Here is a 15935-nt window from a genome sequence, read left to right as displayed (position 1 = left end):
AGTCTCGTGGGCTCGGAGATGTGTATAAGAGACAGGTCCTGACGGGGGCAGGCTCACAGCACCAGGCTGACGATCAGCGCCGCCCCACCCACCAGCAGGGCGGTGACCACGGCCAGGATGACCAGCCGATCCAGCCAGCGATCGAGGAGCGTCCAGTCGAGGCGGTGTGAGCGGCGATGCGGAGTGGCCCCGCGTCGTCGCGACGGGGAGCCCGGGGACCTGGGCGACATGAGCAAGCTTCCTTGTGCATCCTGTCTCCTGAGCTTAAGGGGGGCGCCGTAACGAAGCCAGCGGGCGCGTCCATTCGACCACGGCCATTGAGTCGCGCCGCGGTCGTCCCCATATAACATTGAGCAAGCTAATGACTGGAGCCCTCATGCCCCGCCTCAACGAGATTCCGCTCTCGGTGCTCGACCTCGCCCCGATCCGCCAGGGCGGTAGCGCCGCCGAGACCTTCGACGACAGCGTGGCCCTGGCCCGGCTGGCCGAGCGCCGCGGCTTCGAGCGCTTCTGGCTGGCCGAGCACCACAGCATCGACGGCATCGCCAGCGCCGCCACCTCGGTGCTGATCGGCCACGTCGCCGGCCAGACCTCGCGCATCCGCGTCGGCAGCGGCGGCATCATGCTGCCCAACCACCCACCGCTGGTGATCGCCGAGCAGTTCGGCACCCTGGAAACGCTCTATCCCGGGCGCATCGACCTGGGCCTGGGCCGCGCCCCGGGCGCCGACGCCGCGACCATGGCCGCCCTGCGCCGCGACGCCTTCGCCGGCGTCGACGACTTCCCCCAGCGCCTCGAGGAACTCAAGGGCTATCTCGACGACGAGCGCCCCGGCCAACGGGTACGCGCGGTGCCCGGCCAGGGCACCCGGGTGCCGCTGTGGCTGCTGGGCTCCAGCGACTACAGCGCACGGCTGGCCAGCCGCGAGGGCCTGCCCTTCGCCTTCGCCGCCCAGTTCGCCCCGGCCCGCCTGCACGAGGCGCTCAGGGTCTATCGCGACAACTTCCAGCCCTCGGCGCTGCTCGATGCGCCCTACGCCATGGTCGGCCTGCCGGTGATCGCCGCCGACAGCGACCTGCAGGCCGAGTACCTGGCCAGCACCGCGCGTCAGAAGTTCCTCGGCCTGGTGCGCGGCCAGCGCATCCTGGCCCAGCCGCCGACGGAGCACCTGGACTGGTCGCCGCTGGAGCAGTCCCAGGTCGAGCAGTTCCTGGGCGCGGCGGTGATCGGCGGCCCGGACACCGTGCGCGAGGGCCTCGAGGCCTTCCTCGAGGCCACCGGCGCCGACGAGCTGATGCTGCACACCGACGTCTACAGCCTCGAGGATCGGCTTCGCAGCTACGAGATCGTCGCCGACCTGTGGCAGGCCGATACCTGAGGCGCCCCGACTGCAACGATTCTCCACTCGCGATGTCGATGGTGCGACGATGTCGAGATCGTGGGCCTCGATGGTGGCGACCGCGAGCTCGAACTCACACTCGATCACGACCTCAAGGTCACGGGAGCGGAAGATGACGGATAGACGCCAAGGGCAAGACCACAACGCCGCCTGGATGGCGGCCCGGCAGTGGCGGGAACGGGCGCGCCAGGCACGCCCGACCGGGGCCATGAGCGGCCCCCGGCTGGTGCTCACCTGGCTGCTGTTCGGCGCCATGATGATCGTCGGCACCCTGCTCGGCCTGGTGTTCCTGCTGGTCGGCTGGCTGATGCTGCCGTTCCTGCGCCACCGCATGAAGAAGCGCATGGAGCAGATACGCGCCGAACAGGCCGAGGACGTCGGCGGCGGCGCCCATCGCGAGGCCCCGTCACGGGAGCGCGAGGCGCGCCAGGGCCGCAGCGTCCGGCATGACACCCTGGAAGGCGATTACGTGGTCAAGGACGACGAGCGCTAGGGCTCCGGCGACGATTCAGCAACGCCTTGGGTGTCTAGCCGCGACGGCGCGCGTCGCCGATCTCCTCACCATCCCGGCGAGCCAGCTCGCCGCGCAGCGCGCCCACCTCCTCGCGCAGGGCGCGCACCTCGCCGTGCAGATCACGGATCAGGTCGCGATTGGCTCGGTGCAGGCGTGACTGCTCGCTCTCCTGGTCATCGACGAACAGCGAGCCGACGTAAGCCGCGAAACTGCCGAACAGCCCCACGCCGGCGACCATCAGCGCCACCGCCACCATCCGCCCCAGGGTGGTGACCGGGAAGAAGTCCCCGTAGCCCACCGTGGTCACGGTCACGAAGGCCCACCACAGCGCCTCCTCGGCGGTGTCGATGGTACTTTCGGGATTGGGCCCCTCGACCAGCAGGATGGTCACCGAGCCGAAAGCCACCAGCAGCAGGGTCGCGGTGGCAGCCGAGACGAAGATGCCCTCGGCACGATTGCGGAACAGCAGCCGCCAGATCATGTGCAACGACTTGATCGCCCGCAGCAGACGGATCACCTGCACCACCCGCACCAGACGGCCGGCGAACAGCAGCCCGGCCGGAATGCTCGCCACCAGATCGATCCAGCCCCAGCGCATGAAGCGCCACTTGTCCGTCGCGGCCCGGAAGCGCACGCAGAAGTCGGCGAAGAAGAACAGACAGGCCACCAGGTCGAGATAGTGCAGCAGCCGCGAGACCTCGGGCCGCAGGTCGAAGAGCACGTCCACGGCCAGGGCGCCGAGCACGTAGAAGGACAGGATCAGGATCAGCAGCTGAAAGGGCGTAAGACGATCGTTCATGGCGGGTCGGTCAGCGTCCGTGGCACGAGCCTTCGCACCTTACGCCCCCGACGCCCGCTTGTCGCCCCGCACGCCCGCTCCCTCGCCCCACAGGCCGATCAGCGTCTACCCGCTGCTCGGCCGGCGCTTCGGCCTCGACGACATCGCCGCCGCCACCCTGATGGTCAGCACCCTGACCTCCTTCGTGACCATCAGTCTGATGCTGTGGCTGATCCGCCACGTGGCTTTCCTCGGCACGAGCTGAGCCCTCGCCGACGCTCGGTCAGACGGCCCCCATCACCGCATCCAGGGCGGCATGATAGCCCTGACTGCCGAGGCCGGCGATCACGCCGTCGGCACGCAGCGAGACGTAGGAGTGGTGGCGGAAACTTTCCCGCTTGTGCACGTTCGAGAGGTGCACCTCGATCACTCGCCCCTCGAAGGCGTTGAGGGCATCGAGGATGGCCACCGAGGTGTGAGTATAAGCGGCGGGATTGATGATGATCGCCGCGGTGCCGTCGAGCCGTGCGGCATGGATGGCATCGATCAGTTCGCCCTCGTGATTGCTCTGCCGGGAGGCGATCTCCCAGCCCTCGCCCTCGGCCCGGCGGCGCAGGGCATCGTCGATGTCGGCGAGGGTCTCGCGACCGTAGATCTCGGGCTGACGGGTGCCCAGCAGGTTGAGGTTGGGGCCGTGCAGGACCAGAACCTTGTGCATCGTGATGGCTTCCTTGTGGTCACGTTCTTGAACATTGAATGGCGGAGAACCGCGATGTCAGGCCGCCGGCTCGAGCAGCCGCCGCCAGACCGCGATGACCGCCTGGCGATGCGCGGCGAAGTCGGCGTTGTCGCCGCGGGCGGGATCGCCGGTCAGCGCCGCGCGGTGGGCCGCGGTGCGGCAGGCCAGATAGGCCTCGCGCAGGCGTTCGCCGTCCTCGGCGGGCAGCCGCTCGCACTGCTCCAGGGTCTCGAGGATGCGCATGTTGTCGCTCCACTCGAGCAGTGCCGGGCTGTCGTGGGCCATCGCCAGCACCGCGTACTGGCACAGGAACTCGATGTCGACCATGCCGCCGGGGTCCTGCTTGAGGTCGAAGTCGTCGCCCTCGCCCTGGCTCGCCAGGTGCTTGCGCATCTTGTGGCGCATCGCCACCACCTCCTCGCGCAGCGCCTCGACGTCGCGCTCGCGGCCGAGGATCTCGCCGCGCACGGCATCGAAGCCCTCGGCCAGGGTGTCGTGGCCGGCCACCACCCGGGCGCGCACCAGCGCCTGATGCTCCCAGGTCCAGGCCTCGCGGCGCTGGTAGTCGGCGAAGGCGTCGAGGCTCGACACCAGCAGCCCGGCATTGCCCGAGGGCCGCAGGCGCATGTCCACCTCGTAGAGACTGCCGGCGGGGGTCACCGCGGTGAGCAGGTGGATGACGCGCTGGCCGAGGCGGGTGAAGAACACCGCATTGTCGATCGGCCGGTCGCCGTCGGTGCTGCCACGGGTGGCGCCATCATGGAGGAACACCAGGTCCAGGTCGGAGCCGTAGCCGAGCTCGATGCCGCCGAGCTTGCCGTAGCCGATGATCAGGAATTCCGGGGCCTGACCACAGCGCTCGCCGTCGCGGCGCAGCGGGAAGCCGTGCTTGCGGGTCAGGTGCTTCCAGGCCATGCCCAGCACGGTTTCCAGCACCACCTCGGCGATGTAGGTGAGGTAGTCGCTGACCTTCATCAGGTGGCGGGTGCCGGCGATATCGGAGGCCGCCACGTGCAGCACCTGGGCGTGCTTGAACACGCGCAGCGCCTCGAGCTCGGCCTCTTCGTCGCCCTCGGGAATCCGCCCCAGGGCCTGGCGCAACTCGTCGGCCAGCCGCGCCTTGTCGGCGGGCGTGTAGAGGGTGTCCGGGGTCAGTAGCTCGTCGAGCAGGATCGGATAGCGAGCCAGCTGCTCGGCGATCCAGGGGCTGGCGCTGCACAGGTGCATCAGATGCTCCAGCGCCTCGGGATTCTCGCGCAGCAGCGCCAGATAGGCGGTGCGTCGCAGCACCGCCTCGACCAGCGGCAGCACCCGCTCCAGGGCCACGTCCGGCGCCTCGCTGTCCGCGGCGGCGTCGAGCAGCAGCGGCATCAGCGCCTCCAGGCGCTCGTAGCCGATGCGCTGCATGGCCTGCACCTGGCGCGAATCGCGCAGCGCGCGCAGCCGCCGCCAAGCGGCGGCCGGATCATGGAAACCCGCCTCCCGGAAACGCGCCTCGGCCTCCTCCTCGGCCGGCTCGCCGCGCCACAGCGCCCGCCATTCCTCGCGCTCGCGGCCGCCCGCCGGGGCGGGGGCATCCTCATCGGCGTCCTCGGGATCGGCGATCACCGCGTCGAAGTGGCGGCGGACCCGATCGCGCACCTCGTCGAGCCGCGCCATCAGCGCCGGCCAGTCCTTCGTGTCCAGCGCCAGGGCCACCCGCTCACGGGCGACCTCCTCGGCCGGCAGGGTCTGGGTCTGGCGATCCTCCAGCGCCTGGATGGCGTGCTCGAGGTCGCGCAGGAAAACGTAGTCGGGGATCAGCTCGTCGACCACCGCGGCGGGCAGCAGGCCCAGGTCCGGCAGGCGCGACAGCGCCGTCTTCAGCGAGGTGACCTGCAGCTCGGTGTCGCGCCCGCCGCGGATCAGCTGGAAGGCCTGGACCACGAACTCCACCTCGCGGATGCCGCCGGGGCCGAGCTTGATGTTGTCCTGCATGCCGCGACGGCGCACCTCGCGGTTGATCATCGCCTTGAGCTCGCGCAGCGACTCGATGGCGCCGAAGTCCAGGTAGCGGCGATAGACGAAGGGTCGGATGCTCGCCAGCAGCTCGGCACCGGCCTCGAGATCGCCGGCCACCGGGCGCGCCTTGAGCATGGCGTAGCGCTCCCACTCGCGGCCCTGGTCCTGGTAGTAGCTGGCCAGCGAGGCGAAGTTGCCGACCAGCGGACCGCCGTCGCCCAGGGGACGCAGGCGCATGTCGACGCGGAAGGCGAAGCCGTCGGCGGTCACCGCGTCCAGCGCGCCGATCAGCTTCTGGCCGATCTTGGTGAAGTATTCCTGGTGCTCGAGCGCCTTGCGCCCGCCCACCGTCTCGCCCTTCTCGGGGAAGGCGAAGATCAGGTCGATGTCGGAGGAGAGGTTGAGCTCGCCGGCGCCGAGCTTGCCCATGCCGAGCACCACCAGGCGCTGCTCGCCGCCGTCGGCGCGCGGCCCGGGGCGCCCCCAGCGCGCCTCGAAGTGGCGCTCGAGCCAGGCCAGCGCCTGCTCCAGGCAGGTCTCGGCGAGCCGGGTGACGGCGGCCGCGGTGGCCCACATGTCGATGCCCGGCGGACGGGTCAGGTCGCGCCACACGATGCCCAGCATGCGCGCCTGGCGGAAGCGGCGCACCGCGGCGTGCATGGCCGCCTCGTCCTCGGCGGCCTCCAGGCGCTCGGCCAGGGTCTCGCTCAGGGTGTCGGCGTCCGGCGCGGCGTCCAGCTCGCCCAGGGCATCGAGCTGCGGCAGCCAGTCGGGGTGGCGAATCAGCGTCTCGGCGACGAACTCCGACACCGCCAGCACCCGCGCCAGCTGCGCGCGGCGATGCGGTGCCAGCGCCGCCCAGCTCTCGCCGGGGCCTTCCTGCTGGCGCATGTCGGCCAGGTTGTCGGCCTGCTCGAGGGCCGTGGCCAGGCGTTCCCGGGCGTGTTGCAGCGGGGCCGCCAGCGGCTCGGGAATGGCGTCCAGCGGCAGGAAGTCGTCGGGCAGGGCCATGGGCGTCTCGCATCCGGTTGATCGATGCCCTCAGCATACCCAAGCCGGGGCGCCGCGCACTAGCCGGCGGCCGCCCGCCTCAGCCCAGGAACCGGTCCCAGGCGATCAGCCCCCAGGTCAGACCGACGGTCAGCAGCGCCATCATTACCGCCGCCGAGCCAATGTCCTTGGCGCGGCCGGAGAGCTTGTGGCGCTCCGGGCCGATGCGATCGACCACGTTCTCGATGGCGCTGTTGAGCAGCTCGACGATCAGCACCAGCAGGCAGCTGCCGATCAGCAGGATCCACTCCACCGGCTCGCGGCCCAGCCACACGGCCAGCGGTGCCATCACCAGGCACAGGCCGAGCTCCTGGCGAAAGGCGGCCTCGTGGCGATAGGCCGCCCCGAGGCCCTTGAGGGAGTAGCGAGTGGAGTGCACCAGATGGCGCCAGCCGGTGTATCCGGGTTTCATCGATTTCATCCATCAGCTTCGGCGTGGGAACGCCGATGGTAGCAGAGCCGAATGGGGCAATTATGACGCGCCGGCCAACGTGACTCAGTGCGCCTCGATCATCGCCGAGAGGTCCACCGACAGCCGGTCCAGCACCTGGGACCAGCTCAGGTAGGGCGTCGAGCCGGTGCCGTTGACCAGCACGCTGAACACGCCCCAGCGCCCGGTGCGGGTGCGGAAGTAGCCGGCCGCGGCGCGCACCGACACCGGCTGGTTGAGGGTGCCGGTCTTGAGCATGACGTGGTCCTGGAAAGTCGCCGGGCCGCGGCGAATGAAGCGCATCACGCCGTTGCTCGGCGACTGCAGGGCGGCGACGAAGCTCGGGAACAGCGAGGGCTGACGGAACATGTGCTCGAGCAGCACGTTCACCCCGGCGGCGCTGGTGCGGTTCTCCGGCGTCAGGCCGCTGCCGCTGTCCAGGCGCAGCGGGCCGTGGCCCGCCAGGCCGCCGGCGAAGGCCTCGATGGCATCGCCACCCTGGCTCAGCGACGGGCGCGGCGTCTTGGCCAGATCCAGCGTCAGGGTGTCGGCCATGAAATTGTTGGAATAGTTGAGCGTGCGCAGCAGCAGCTCCTGCAGCGGCTTGCCGTCCACCGCGGCCAGGCGCGAGGCGCTGGCCGGCGGCTCCAGCGTGGTGGTGACGTGCCCGCCGGCCACCGCGATGCCGGCCTGCTCGAGCATTGCCATCAAGGTGCGGCCCGCCTGCTCGGCGGGGTCGGAGCTGGTGCGATAGAGCTCGCGCGGACGAGCATTGGTGGAAATCTGCCCGGACACCCGCATCACGTCACCGTCGCCGTCGGTGACCCGCTCCGCCGCCAGCTGGGTGCCACTGTCGGGCGGCCGGGTCTCGATGCGGTTGTCGATGCGCACCAGATCGGCCTGGCCGTCGCAGGGCGTGACCTGGGCCGGCGCGCCGGCGGTACGCGCCGGCGCCACGGTCACGCACCAGTTGCCGTAGTTGACCGCCGCCGAGGAGAGCAGCGCGCTGTAGGCGTTGTCGACGCGACGCTGGCCGTCGCAGCGATCGGTGGTCAGGCAGGCCACCGGGCCGAAGCGCCACTGGCTGACCACCAGCCGGCCAGCGACCTCGCGCACCCCAGCCTGATGCAGCCGCTGCACCAGTCGCCACAGGTCCTCGGTGGTCAGTGCCGGATCGCCGCCACCATCGAGGATCAGGTCGCCCTGCAGCACGCCCTCGGCGTCGGGCTCGGCGCTGCCGAGCAGCTGCGTGGTGAAACGATGCTGGGGGCCGAAGCGCTCGAGTGCCGCCGCCGCGGTATAGATCTTGGACACCGAGGCCGGCGACAGCTGGCGCTCCGGCGAGAGGCTGCCCAGGGTCTCGCCCGGCTCGCCGTTGCCCAGCAGGCGCGCCTCGGCACCGATCAGGAAGCCGTCATCGGCCAGTTCCTCGAGGTGGGAGAACCCGTGCCCCAGGGCGGTCAGGGGCAGCAGCGACAGCAGGCAGAGCGAGAGACAGCGAGACAGCATGGGCATCATCCGTGAGGTCGAAGGGCACAGGAGAAAGCGCGGCAGAGCCGCAGTCTACCCGTGCCCCAGGCGCGATTCGACCGTGCGCCACCTCAGTGGGCAGACACCCGGGAAAAGGCCTGGATGACCACCACCCCGCCGATGATCATGGCAAGGCCCAGCGCCGCCGGCGCATCCAGGCGCTCGCCGTAGACCAGGACGCCGATCAGGGTCACCAGCACGATGCCGAGCCCGGCCCAGAAGGCATAGGCGATGCCCACCGGCAGGGTGCGCAGCGCCAGCGTCAGCAGGTAGAAGGCCAGCACGTAACCGACCACCACGGTCACGCTCGGCCACAGCCGGGTGAACTCCTGGGAGGCTTTCAGCGAGCTGGTCGCCACCACCTCGGCGACGATCGCCAGTGCCAGGTACAGATAGGCCATCAGGCACCTCCCCGCGCCAGCCGACGGCGCATCACGAGATCGAACAGCGTATTGAAGACCATGGCATAGGCCAGGAAGAACAGCATGAAGCCGAGGTCCAGCCAGAAGGCCTCCACGAGGCCGATGCCCATCCACCAGGCGACCGCCGGCAGGGTCATCACCAGCAGACCGAGCTCGAAACCGAAGGACTGGGCGAAGCGCTGTCTCAGGCTGCGGCGACGAGTCGGCACCAGCGCATCGAAGACGCGATTCCAGACCAGGTTCCAGAGCATGGCGGCGGTGGCCAGCCCTGCGGCCAGCACGCCGATCTCGCCCATGTCATGGCCGGTCAGCCAGCTGGCCAGTGGCGTCACCATCAACAGGCCGCCGGCCTCGAACAGCGTGGTATGCGTCAGACGTTCCTTCCAGGAGCGCATCGTCACCTCCCAAGATATCGTCACGAGACCATCTGGCCTCGACCTGACGGACTATTCTCGCCACCATGGCGATGGATACGAGTTAGATTCCATCTACAAATCCGATAGGTCACCCATGCGCTGGACCCTCAATCAGCTGGAAGTGCTCATCGCCTGCGCCGAGTGCGGCTCCTTCTCCGCCGCGGCCCGGCACCTGGGCCGCGCCCAGTCGGCGGTGAGCACCGCCGTCGCTCACCTGGAGGCCGACCTGGCCTGCACGCTCTTCGACCGCGACGGCCGCCTGCCGCGCCTGACCGAGGCCGGCGAGGCCCTGCTCCACGAGGCCCGCGCGGTGCTGCGCCAGTGCCAGCGGCTGGACTCCCGCGCCAGGGCCATCGCCGAGGGCGAGGAGGCCCGGCTGGTGCTGGCCATCGACGAGGCGCTGGTCGAGATGCCGCCGGTGGACGAGACCCTCGAGGCCCTGGCCCACCACTATCCCGCCCTGCAGCTGACCCTGCTCTACGGCGCCCAGGGCGACATCGCCGGCTGGGTCGAGGATCGCACCGCCGATCTGGGCATCCTGCTCGGCCGGCTCGGCCGCGGCCCGCTGCTCGAGGGCATGCCGATCGCCCATCTGCGCCAGTCGCTGGTGGTCGGCCGCGACCACCCGTTGGCCGATCAGGGGCCGCCTTCCCTCAGTGATCTGGCCCATCACCGCCAGCTGCTGATCGCCTCGCGTTCGGGGGACGACGCCGAAACGCCGCTCAGCGCCCAGTTCTGGCGCCTCAACAGCTTCTACTCGATGGGTGAGCTGGCCGCCCGCGGGCTGGGTTGGGCGCTACTGCCCCAGCACATCGCCCAGTACCCGCCGTTTCGCGAGCACCTGGTGGCGCTGTCGGACGACACCCTGGGCCCCCTGCCGGTCATCGAGGTGGAGACGCTGTCGCGACGCGACGCGGCCCAGGGACCGATCGCCCGCTGGCTGCGCCAGACGCTGGGCGAGCGCTTCCGCGATCGCCGCCACCGCTAGGGAAACACTAATTTATTGCTGCGCTCGATATCTTGGCTGCCGGCGGTACTCGTGCGCGAGCCCGGTCAATATCCTCATTGACTGGCGTGTAAACTCCGGTATTTCCGTTCCGGCAGCAGCCAACCTATCTTCGCTCGCGACATAAATCAGCGCTTCCTCACACGCCCCTTTCAATGCACACCTCAGCAGACGGGGAAAAGCCCCGGGCGATGCGGCAGCTCGGCGACCATCCTCCACAGCGGCTGGCCGCTGAGGTGGTACTTGCGCTCGAAGTGGGTCAGGAAATCCCCCGCCGGATCGTGGGCTTCCACCGGCGCGGCGACGCCGGTCGCCTGCTCGACCGCCAGCGAGAACTCCTCGACGTAGAGCCGCCAGTTGGAACGCAGCTCCAGCCGCCCGCCCAGCGCCAGGATGGCGGGGAACACCGGATGCCCCTGCCAGCGCATCTTGAGGTGCGTCGACTTGGGGTAGGGGTTCGGGTACAGCAGGTAGTGGCGTACCGGGCGCCAGCCGGCGGCCAGCGCCAGCCGCCAGAAGTCCACCAGGTCGGCACGCACCAGCAGGGCATTGTCGGGCGGCGCGCCGTGCTCCCGGGACAGCCGGTCGGCGCTGCGGTCCACGCCGATCACCACGCAGTCGGGATGGGCCTCGGCCAGCCGCCGCGTCGACAGCCCCACGCCACAGCAGGCGTCGAGGATCAGCGGCGCCTCGCCGTACGACGCCCGCCACGCCTCAGCCGCGGCGAAGGCCTCGCGGGTATGATCGGCCAGCGGCTTGCGCAGCGGATGGGTCAGGGCCCGTTCGACCCGGCGTGCCAGATCGTGATGGGGGCCGGGCTGGTTGGACGTGATGATGCGGGAACGCTCGGACATGGCGGTGATCGGTCGGGGGCTTGGGAAGGCATGCATTCTACCAGCCATGGGCCGGCCCGAGGGCCTCTCGCCTGCCCGGCCGGCCGGGTTGTGGAAAACCCCTCCATGCCCCGCATGACGGCGCACCGGGCCGGGTGCTATGATCCTTGGCCAAAAGGACAATAGCAGCCCATATATCAACCGCACTACGAGGAACCCGGCTTGTCACATTTACCGGTGATCGTGGGCATGGGTGGCGTGAATCCCGCCGGCCGAGCCTCGGGACATCAGGCGTTTCGCCGCACCGTGCTCGACGCCTTGCCCGACGACGTCCAAGCCCAGACCCTGCTCGGCCTGGCGGCCATGATGCGCCTGGCCAGCGCCCAGGCCGACGATGCCTGGCACGACGCCGACGGCAACCCCCTCGACGCCGCGGCCATCGTCGAGCAGACCCGCCAGCGCGTGCTCGACCATACCCTGATCCGTCGCAACGAAGACCCCCGTTTCAACGCCGAGGGCCTGCCCGCCAACCGTCGCGCCAGCCTCGATCTCGAGGCGCCGATGACCTTCCGGGTACGCCGTCGTCAGCTGCCGGACAGCCTGCCGCCCACCTGGCAGGTCCGCGAGATCGACCGCAAGCATCTGGAAGTGACGGTGCCGGCCGGCGAGATGGACGTCATGCTGCCCGAGACTCGCCCGGCCCAGGTGCGCGCCGCCGGCCAGCTGCCCTCCGGCTTCGAGCCCGGTCAGCTGTACCGCAGCGTGCACCACCCGCGCGGCCTGTCCATGGCGATCTTCGCCGCCAGCGACTGCCTGGGCGACAGCGGCCTGGCCTGGGAAGACCTGCATGACCGACTCGACCCCGACCAGGTCGCCGTCTACGCCGGCAACTCCATCGGCCAGCTCGACGACGACGGCTGGGGCGGGCTGCTCAAGAGCTTCGCCACCGGCAAGCGCGCCACCTCCAAGCAGATGCCGCTGGGCTACGGCCAGATGCCGGCCGACTTCCTCAACGCCTATGTGCTCGGCAGCGTCGGCAGCACCGGCGCGGCACTCGGCGCCTGCGCCAGCTTCCTCTACAACCTGCGCCTGGGCGTCGACGACATCCGCGCCGGCCGCCGCCGGGTGGTGATGGTCGGCACCGCCGACGCGCCGATCACCCCCGAGATCATCGAGGGCTTCCGCACCATGGGCGCCCTGGCCGACGACGAGAGTCTCAAGGCGCTGGACGCCCTGGAGCTGCTCACCGATCTGGACTACCAGCGCGCCTGCCGGCCCTTCGCCCGCAACTGCGGCTTCACCATGGGCGAATCCAGCCAGTTCGTGATGCTGATGGACGACGCCCTGGCGCTGGAGGTCGGCGCCGAGGTGCTGGGCAGCGTGCCGGACGTGTTCGTCAACGCCGACGGCTGGAAGCGCTCGATCTCGGCGCCCGGCATCGGCAACTACATCACCCTCGGCAAGGCCGCCTCGCTGGTGCGCGAGATGCTCGGCGAGACCGCCCTGCGCGAACGCACCTTCCTGCACGCCCACGGCACCAGCACGCCGAAGAACCGCGAGACCGAGTCCCACGTCTTCGACATGGTCGCCCAGGCCCACGGCATCGAGGACTGGCCGGTGGTGGCGGTCAAGGCCTTCGTCGGCCATTCCCAGGGCAGCGCCGCCGGCGACCAGCTGGCCAGCGCCCTGGGCAGCTTCGCCCACGACCTGCTGCCGGGCATCCCGACCCTGGATGACAGCCAGCCCGAAGACCTGCACGCCGAACGCCTGCGACTGTTCCGCGAGCCGCTGCGCTTCGCCGCCGACGCCGCCTTCGTCAACGCCAAGGGCTTCGGCGGCAACAACGCCACCGGCGTGGTGCTGTCGCCGGCCGTCACCGAGCGGCTGATGACTGCCCGCCACGGCGACGCCGCGATGGACGAATGGCGCAGCCGCCGCGAGGCCACCCGCCAGGCCGCCGCCGCCTATCATCGCGAGGCCGACCGCGGCCGCTTCCAGCCCCGCTATCGCTTCGGCGAGGGCGTGCTGGAGGGCCCCGAGCTCGAGGTCGGCGCGGACAGCATCCGCATCCCGGGCTACGCCAAGCCGGTCTCGCTGGCCGTGGACAATCCCTTCGGACGCCTCGACGACGGAGAAGCGTGATGAACGTCGCCGTCTACCCCGGCACCTTCGACCCCATTACCAACGGTCACTTCGACCTGATCGAGCGCGCCTCGCGGCTGTTCGACAAGGTGGTGGTGGCCATCGCCACCAGCCCCGGCAAGGGGCCGACGCTGGACCTCGATACCCGGACCGCCCTGGCGCGCCGGGTGGTCGAGGGCCTCGACAACGTCGAGGTGACGGGTTTCTCGGGGCTGATGACCGAATTCATGAAGCAGCAGCAGGCCCGGGTGCTGCTGCGCGGGCTGCGCGCGGTCTCGGACTTCGAGTACGAGCTGCAGCTGGCCAACATGAACCGCGCCCAGATGCCCGAGCTCGAGACGGTGTTCCTGACACCGGAGGTGGAGAACTCCTACATCTCCTCGAGCCTGGTGCGCGAGATCGCCCGGCTCGGCGGCGACGTCTCGAAGCACGTGCACCCCGAGGTCGCCGAAACGCTGAAGCGGCATTACAATACCTGACCATGGCACTCGGGCATGATGCCCGAGCCCGCCGGCCGCGATTTTCGTGAGGTACTCCATGGCCCTGATGATCACCGACGAGTGCATCAACTGCGACGTCTGCGAACCCGAATGCCCCAACGGCGCCATCTCGCCGGGGGAAGAGATCTACGTCATCGATCCCGGTCTGTGCACCGAGTGCGTCGGCCACTATGACGAGCCCCAGTGCCAGCAGGTCTGCCCGGTGGACTGCATCCCGCTCGACCCCGAGCGCAAGGAGAGCCAGGAGCAGCTGATGGCGAAGTACGAGCGCATCACCGCCGCCTGACCGTCTCGCCACCACAGACGCCGCGACGACAGACACCACGACGTCCCGCCTTGCGCGGGGCGTCGTGTTTGCAGGTCGCGTTTACATCTCGTCGGCGCGACGACTCACCTCACAGCCCAGACAGCGCCGGAACGTCGCCTCGGCGGGCGTCTTGATCAGCGTCTCCGCGGCCTCCTCGACGTTACCGCCCAGGGCGCTGAACGGCAGCGAGACCAGAAACACCGCCGTGCCACCCACCGTGGCCGCGGCCAGCAGCGGCCGGGCGAACAGGGCATCCACCGCCATGCCGCCGCCGCTGGGACGCGCTTCATCGTCCGTGGCCAGCGCCGACGGTGCGCTCATCAGCAGCGCCAGTAGCAACGCCAGCCCCAGGCTCCCACCGTTCACTCGTGTCATGGTTCGTCCCTCCTGCGATGGTGACATTCGGGGACGCCTCCCCGGCTTTCTCTCCAGCGTAGACGGACTGGCGACGCCGGGCCGCTTGCACTGCCCGATGCCAGCGGCCATGCTCCCCGCCTCCAGCCACCGACCGGAGCCACCGTGACCGCGACCGCCTCGACCGCCCGTTCCTCACAGCGCATCTGGGCTCTGGCCTGGCCGATCATCCTCTCCAACATCACCGTGCCGCTGCTCGGCCTGGTCGATACCGCCGTGGTCGGCCATCTGCCGGACTCCCGCTACCTGGCCGCGGTGACGCTCGGCGCCACCCTGTTCGGCTTCCTCTACTGGGGCTTCGGCTTCCTGCGCATGGGCACCACCGGGCTGACGTCTCAGGCGGCGGGCCGGGAGGACGACGAATCGGTGAAGACCCTGCTGGGCCAGTCGCTGCTGCTGGCGGCGACGATCGGCGTCGTGCTGATCCTGGCCGGCGACCCCCTGATCGCGCTCGGCCTCCGGCTGCTCGACGGCAGCCCCGAGGCCACCCGGCTGGCCGCGGAATACGCCGGCATCCGGCTGCTTTCGGCGCCGGCGGTGCTGGCCAACTACGCCATCCTCGGCTGGTTCCTCGGCCAGCAGAACTCACGGGTGACCCTGGCGCTGCTGGTGCTGACCAACGGCGTCAACATCGTCCTGGACCTGGTGTTCGTGGTCGGCCTGGGCATGACCAGCGACGGCGTGGCCTGGGCCACGGTGATCGCCGACTACACGGCGCTGGCCTTCGGCCTGTGGCGGGTGTGGCACCAGCTGGCGGGCCTCGGCGGACGCTTTCGCCGCGCGCGGCTGCTGCGGCTCTCGGCCTACCGTGAGCTGTTCGCGGTCAACGCCCAGCTGTTCGTGCGCACCCTGGGGCTGCTGTTTGCCATGGCCTTCTTCACCTCCCGCGGCGCCGCCCAGGGCGACACCGTGCTGGCGGCCAACGCCGTGCTGCTGCAGTTCATCATGCTGACCTCCTACGGCCTGGACGGCTTCGCCCACGCCGCCGAGGCGCTGACCGGCCGAGCAGTGGGCCGCGGTCGCTGGGAGGAGTTCGCCGCCTCGGTGCGCGCCGCGGCGCGTTTCTCGCTGCTCACCGCCGGCCTCGCTTCCCTGGCCTTCGCCATCGGCGGCCCCTGGCTGATCGCCCTGCTCACCGGGCTGCCGGAAGTGCGCGACACCGCCGGCGAGTACCTGCCGTGGATGGTCGCCATGCCGCTGATCGCGGTGTGGAGCTACCTGCTCGACGGCGTCTTCATCGGCACCACGTCCACGCGCGAGATGCGCAACAGCATCTTCATCGCCCTGGCGGTCTATCTGCCCGCCTGGTGGCTGAGTCGCGGCCTCGGCAACCACGGGCTATGGCTGGCCTTCACCCTGTTCACCGCGGTGCGCTCGGGGGTGCTGATCGCCTATTACCTTCACTACCGCCGCACGCGCTGGTCAGGCACCGACGTTTAAACCGCGTCGGGCGG

The 15935-nt window shown here is 70.0% G+C and carries 18 protein-coding genes; 8 read left to right on the top strand and 10 right to left on the bottom strand.

Annotated elements, in window-relative coordinates:
* Positions 1-53: 53 nt before the first annotated feature.
* Positions 54-230, bottom strand: coding sequence for a hypothetical protein (locus tag C9J49_RS17180; RefSeq protein WP_173834936.1), 177 nt, complete (start codon positions 228-230; stop codon positions 54-56).
* Positions 231-376: 146 nt separating this feature from the next.
* On the opposite strand from C9J49_RS17180, the gene C9J49_RS10180 reads away from it, so the two are divergent.
* Both C9J49_RS10180 and C9J49_RS10175 read left to right on the top strand, forming a co-directional pair.
* Positions 377-1378: an LLM class flavin-dependent oxidoreductase gene (locus C9J49_RS10180; RefSeq protein ID WP_107181454.1), complete on the top strand. Its 1002-nt coding sequence runs from the start codon at positions 377-379 to the stop codon at positions 1376-1378.
* Positions 1379-1511: 133 nt separating this feature from the next.
* On the top strand, positions 1512-1892 hold the full coding sequence (locus C9J49_RS10175) for a hypothetical protein (protein ID WP_107181453.1): 381 nt from the start codon (positions 1512-1514) through the stop codon (positions 1890-1892).
* 34 nt (positions 1893-1926) lie between these two features.
* On the opposite strand, the gene C9J49_RS10170 is transcribed toward C9J49_RS10175, so the two are convergent.
* The gene (locus tag C9J49_RS10170) at positions 1927-2712 is read right to left on the bottom strand and encodes an ion transporter (protein WP_107181452.1); all 786 of its coding nucleotides are present in this window, start codon (positions 2710-2712) and stop codon (positions 1927-1929) included.
* Positions 2713-2731: 19 nt separating this feature from the next.
* On the opposite strand from C9J49_RS10170, the gene C9J49_RS10165 reads away from it, so the two are divergent.
* The gene (locus C9J49_RS10165; RefSeq protein ID WP_152662827.1) at positions 2732-2956 is read left to right on the top strand and encodes a hypothetical protein; all 225 of its coding nucleotides are present in this window, start codon (positions 2732-2734) and stop codon (positions 2954-2956) included.
* Between the two features lie 18 nt (positions 2957-2974).
* On the opposite strand, the gene aroQ is transcribed toward C9J49_RS10165, so the two are convergent.
* The 6 genes from aroQ to C9J49_RS10135 all read right to left on the bottom strand — a co-directional run bounded on the left by aroQ (position 2975) and on the right by C9J49_RS10135 (position 9258).
* Positions 2975-3409, bottom strand: a complete 435-nt coding sequence (gene aroQ, locus C9J49_RS10160; protein WP_181454279.1) for a type II 3-dehydroquinate dehydratase — start codon at positions 3407-3409, stop codon at positions 2975-2977.
* 57 nt (positions 3410-3466) lie between these two features.
* The gene (gene glnE / locus C9J49_RS10155; RefSeq protein WP_107181450.1) at positions 3467-6442 is read right to left on the bottom strand and encodes a bifunctional [glutamate--ammonia ligase]-adenylyl-L-tyrosine phosphorylase/[glutamate--ammonia-ligase] adenylyltransferase; all 2976 of its coding nucleotides are present in this window, start codon (positions 6440-6442) and stop codon (positions 3467-3469) included.
* Between the two features lie 79 nt (positions 6443-6521).
* Positions 6522-6893, bottom strand: a complete 372-nt coding sequence (locus tag C9J49_RS10150; protein ID WP_035599364.1) for a diacylglycerol kinase — start codon at positions 6891-6893, stop codon at positions 6522-6524.
* A gap of 84 nt (positions 6894-6977) precedes the next feature.
* Positions 6978-8420 carry a D-alanyl-D-alanine carboxypeptidase/D-alanyl-D-alanine-endopeptidase gene (dacB, locus tag C9J49_RS10145; protein ID WP_107181449.1) on the bottom strand — a complete coding sequence of 481 codons (1443 nt, stop codon included), beginning with the start codon at positions 8418-8420 and terminating at the stop codon, positions 6978-6980.
* A 92-nt stretch (positions 8421-8512) separates the two neighbouring features.
* On the bottom strand, positions 8513-8845 hold the full coding sequence (locus C9J49_RS10140) for a multidrug efflux SMR transporter (RefSeq protein WP_173835036.1): 333 nt from the start codon (positions 8843-8845) through the stop codon (positions 8513-8515).
* Entirely contained in the window at positions 8842-9258 is a 417-nt protein-coding gene (locus C9J49_RS10135) for a PACE efflux transporter (protein ID WP_052719266.1), read from the bottom strand. The genes C9J49_RS10140 and C9J49_RS10135 overlap by 4 nt, the downstream gene beginning before the upstream one ends.
* 115 nt (positions 9259-9373) lie before the next feature.
* On the opposite strand from C9J49_RS10135, the gene C9J49_RS10130 reads away from it, so the two are divergent.
* Complete coding sequence (locus C9J49_RS10130) at positions 9374-10267, top strand: LysR family transcriptional regulator (RefSeq protein ID WP_107181448.1); 894 nt, start codon at positions 9374-9376, stop codon at positions 10265-10267.
* Between the two features lie 182 nt (positions 10268-10449).
* Here the strand turns inward: C9J49_RS10130 and C9J49_RS10125 are convergent, their stop codons facing one another.
* Positions 10450-11139, bottom strand: a complete 690-nt coding sequence (locus tag C9J49_RS10125; RefSeq protein ID WP_107181447.1) for a tRNA (guanosine(46)-N(7))-methyltransferase TrmB — start codon at positions 11137-11139, stop codon at positions 10450-10452.
* Positions 11140-11367: 228 nt separating this feature from the next.
* On the opposite strand from C9J49_RS10125, the gene C9J49_RS10120 reads away from it, so the two are divergent.
* Genes C9J49_RS10120 through C9J49_RS10110 form a run of 3 tightly spaced genes read left to right on the top strand, consistent with a single transcriptional unit; the run spans position 11368 to position 14046 of the window.
* Entirely contained in the window at positions 11368-13260 is a 1893-nt protein-coding gene (locus C9J49_RS10120) for a beta-ketoacyl synthase (protein ID WP_046078100.1), read from the top strand.
* Positions 13260-13739 (top strand): pantetheine-phosphate adenylyltransferase, encoded by a 480-nt coding sequence (coaD, locus tag C9J49_RS10115; protein WP_035599346.1) that lies wholly within the window; start codon positions 13260-13262, stop codon positions 13737-13739. The genes C9J49_RS10120 and coaD overlap by 1 nt, the downstream gene beginning before the upstream one ends.
* A 58-nt stretch (positions 13740-13797) precedes the next feature.
* A complete protein-coding gene (locus C9J49_RS10110; RefSeq protein ID WP_046078101.1) occupies positions 13798-14046 on the top strand; it encodes a YfhL family 4Fe-4S dicluster ferredoxin in 249 nt (82 codons plus the stop codon).
* A gap of 81 nt (positions 14047-14127) precedes the next feature.
* On the opposite strand, the gene C9J49_RS10105 is transcribed toward C9J49_RS10110, so the two are convergent.
* Positions 14128-14442: a hypothetical protein gene (locus C9J49_RS10105; RefSeq protein WP_107181446.1), complete on the bottom strand. Its 315-nt coding sequence runs from the start codon at positions 14440-14442 to the stop codon at positions 14128-14130.
* A gap of 144 nt (positions 14443-14586) precedes the next feature.
* Here C9J49_RS10105 and C9J49_RS10100 point away from each other — a divergent pair, with 144 nt between their 5' ends.
* Positions 14587-15921 carry an MATE family efflux transporter gene (locus C9J49_RS10100; RefSeq protein ID WP_107181445.1) on the top strand — a complete coding sequence of 445 codons (1335 nt, stop codon included), beginning with the start codon at positions 14587-14589 and terminating at the stop codon, positions 15919-15921.
* The last annotated feature ends 14 nt before the right edge of the window (positions 15922-15935 follow it).

It is taken from the genome of Halomonas sp. SL1 (genome assembly GCF_003030865.2).
Lineage (GTDB): Bacteria > Pseudomonadota > Gammaproteobacteria > Pseudomonadales > Halomonadaceae > Halomonas > Halomonas halophila.
Note: the sequence above shows the minus strand (reverse complement) of the source record. Positions and strands in the feature narration are given on the sequence as shown.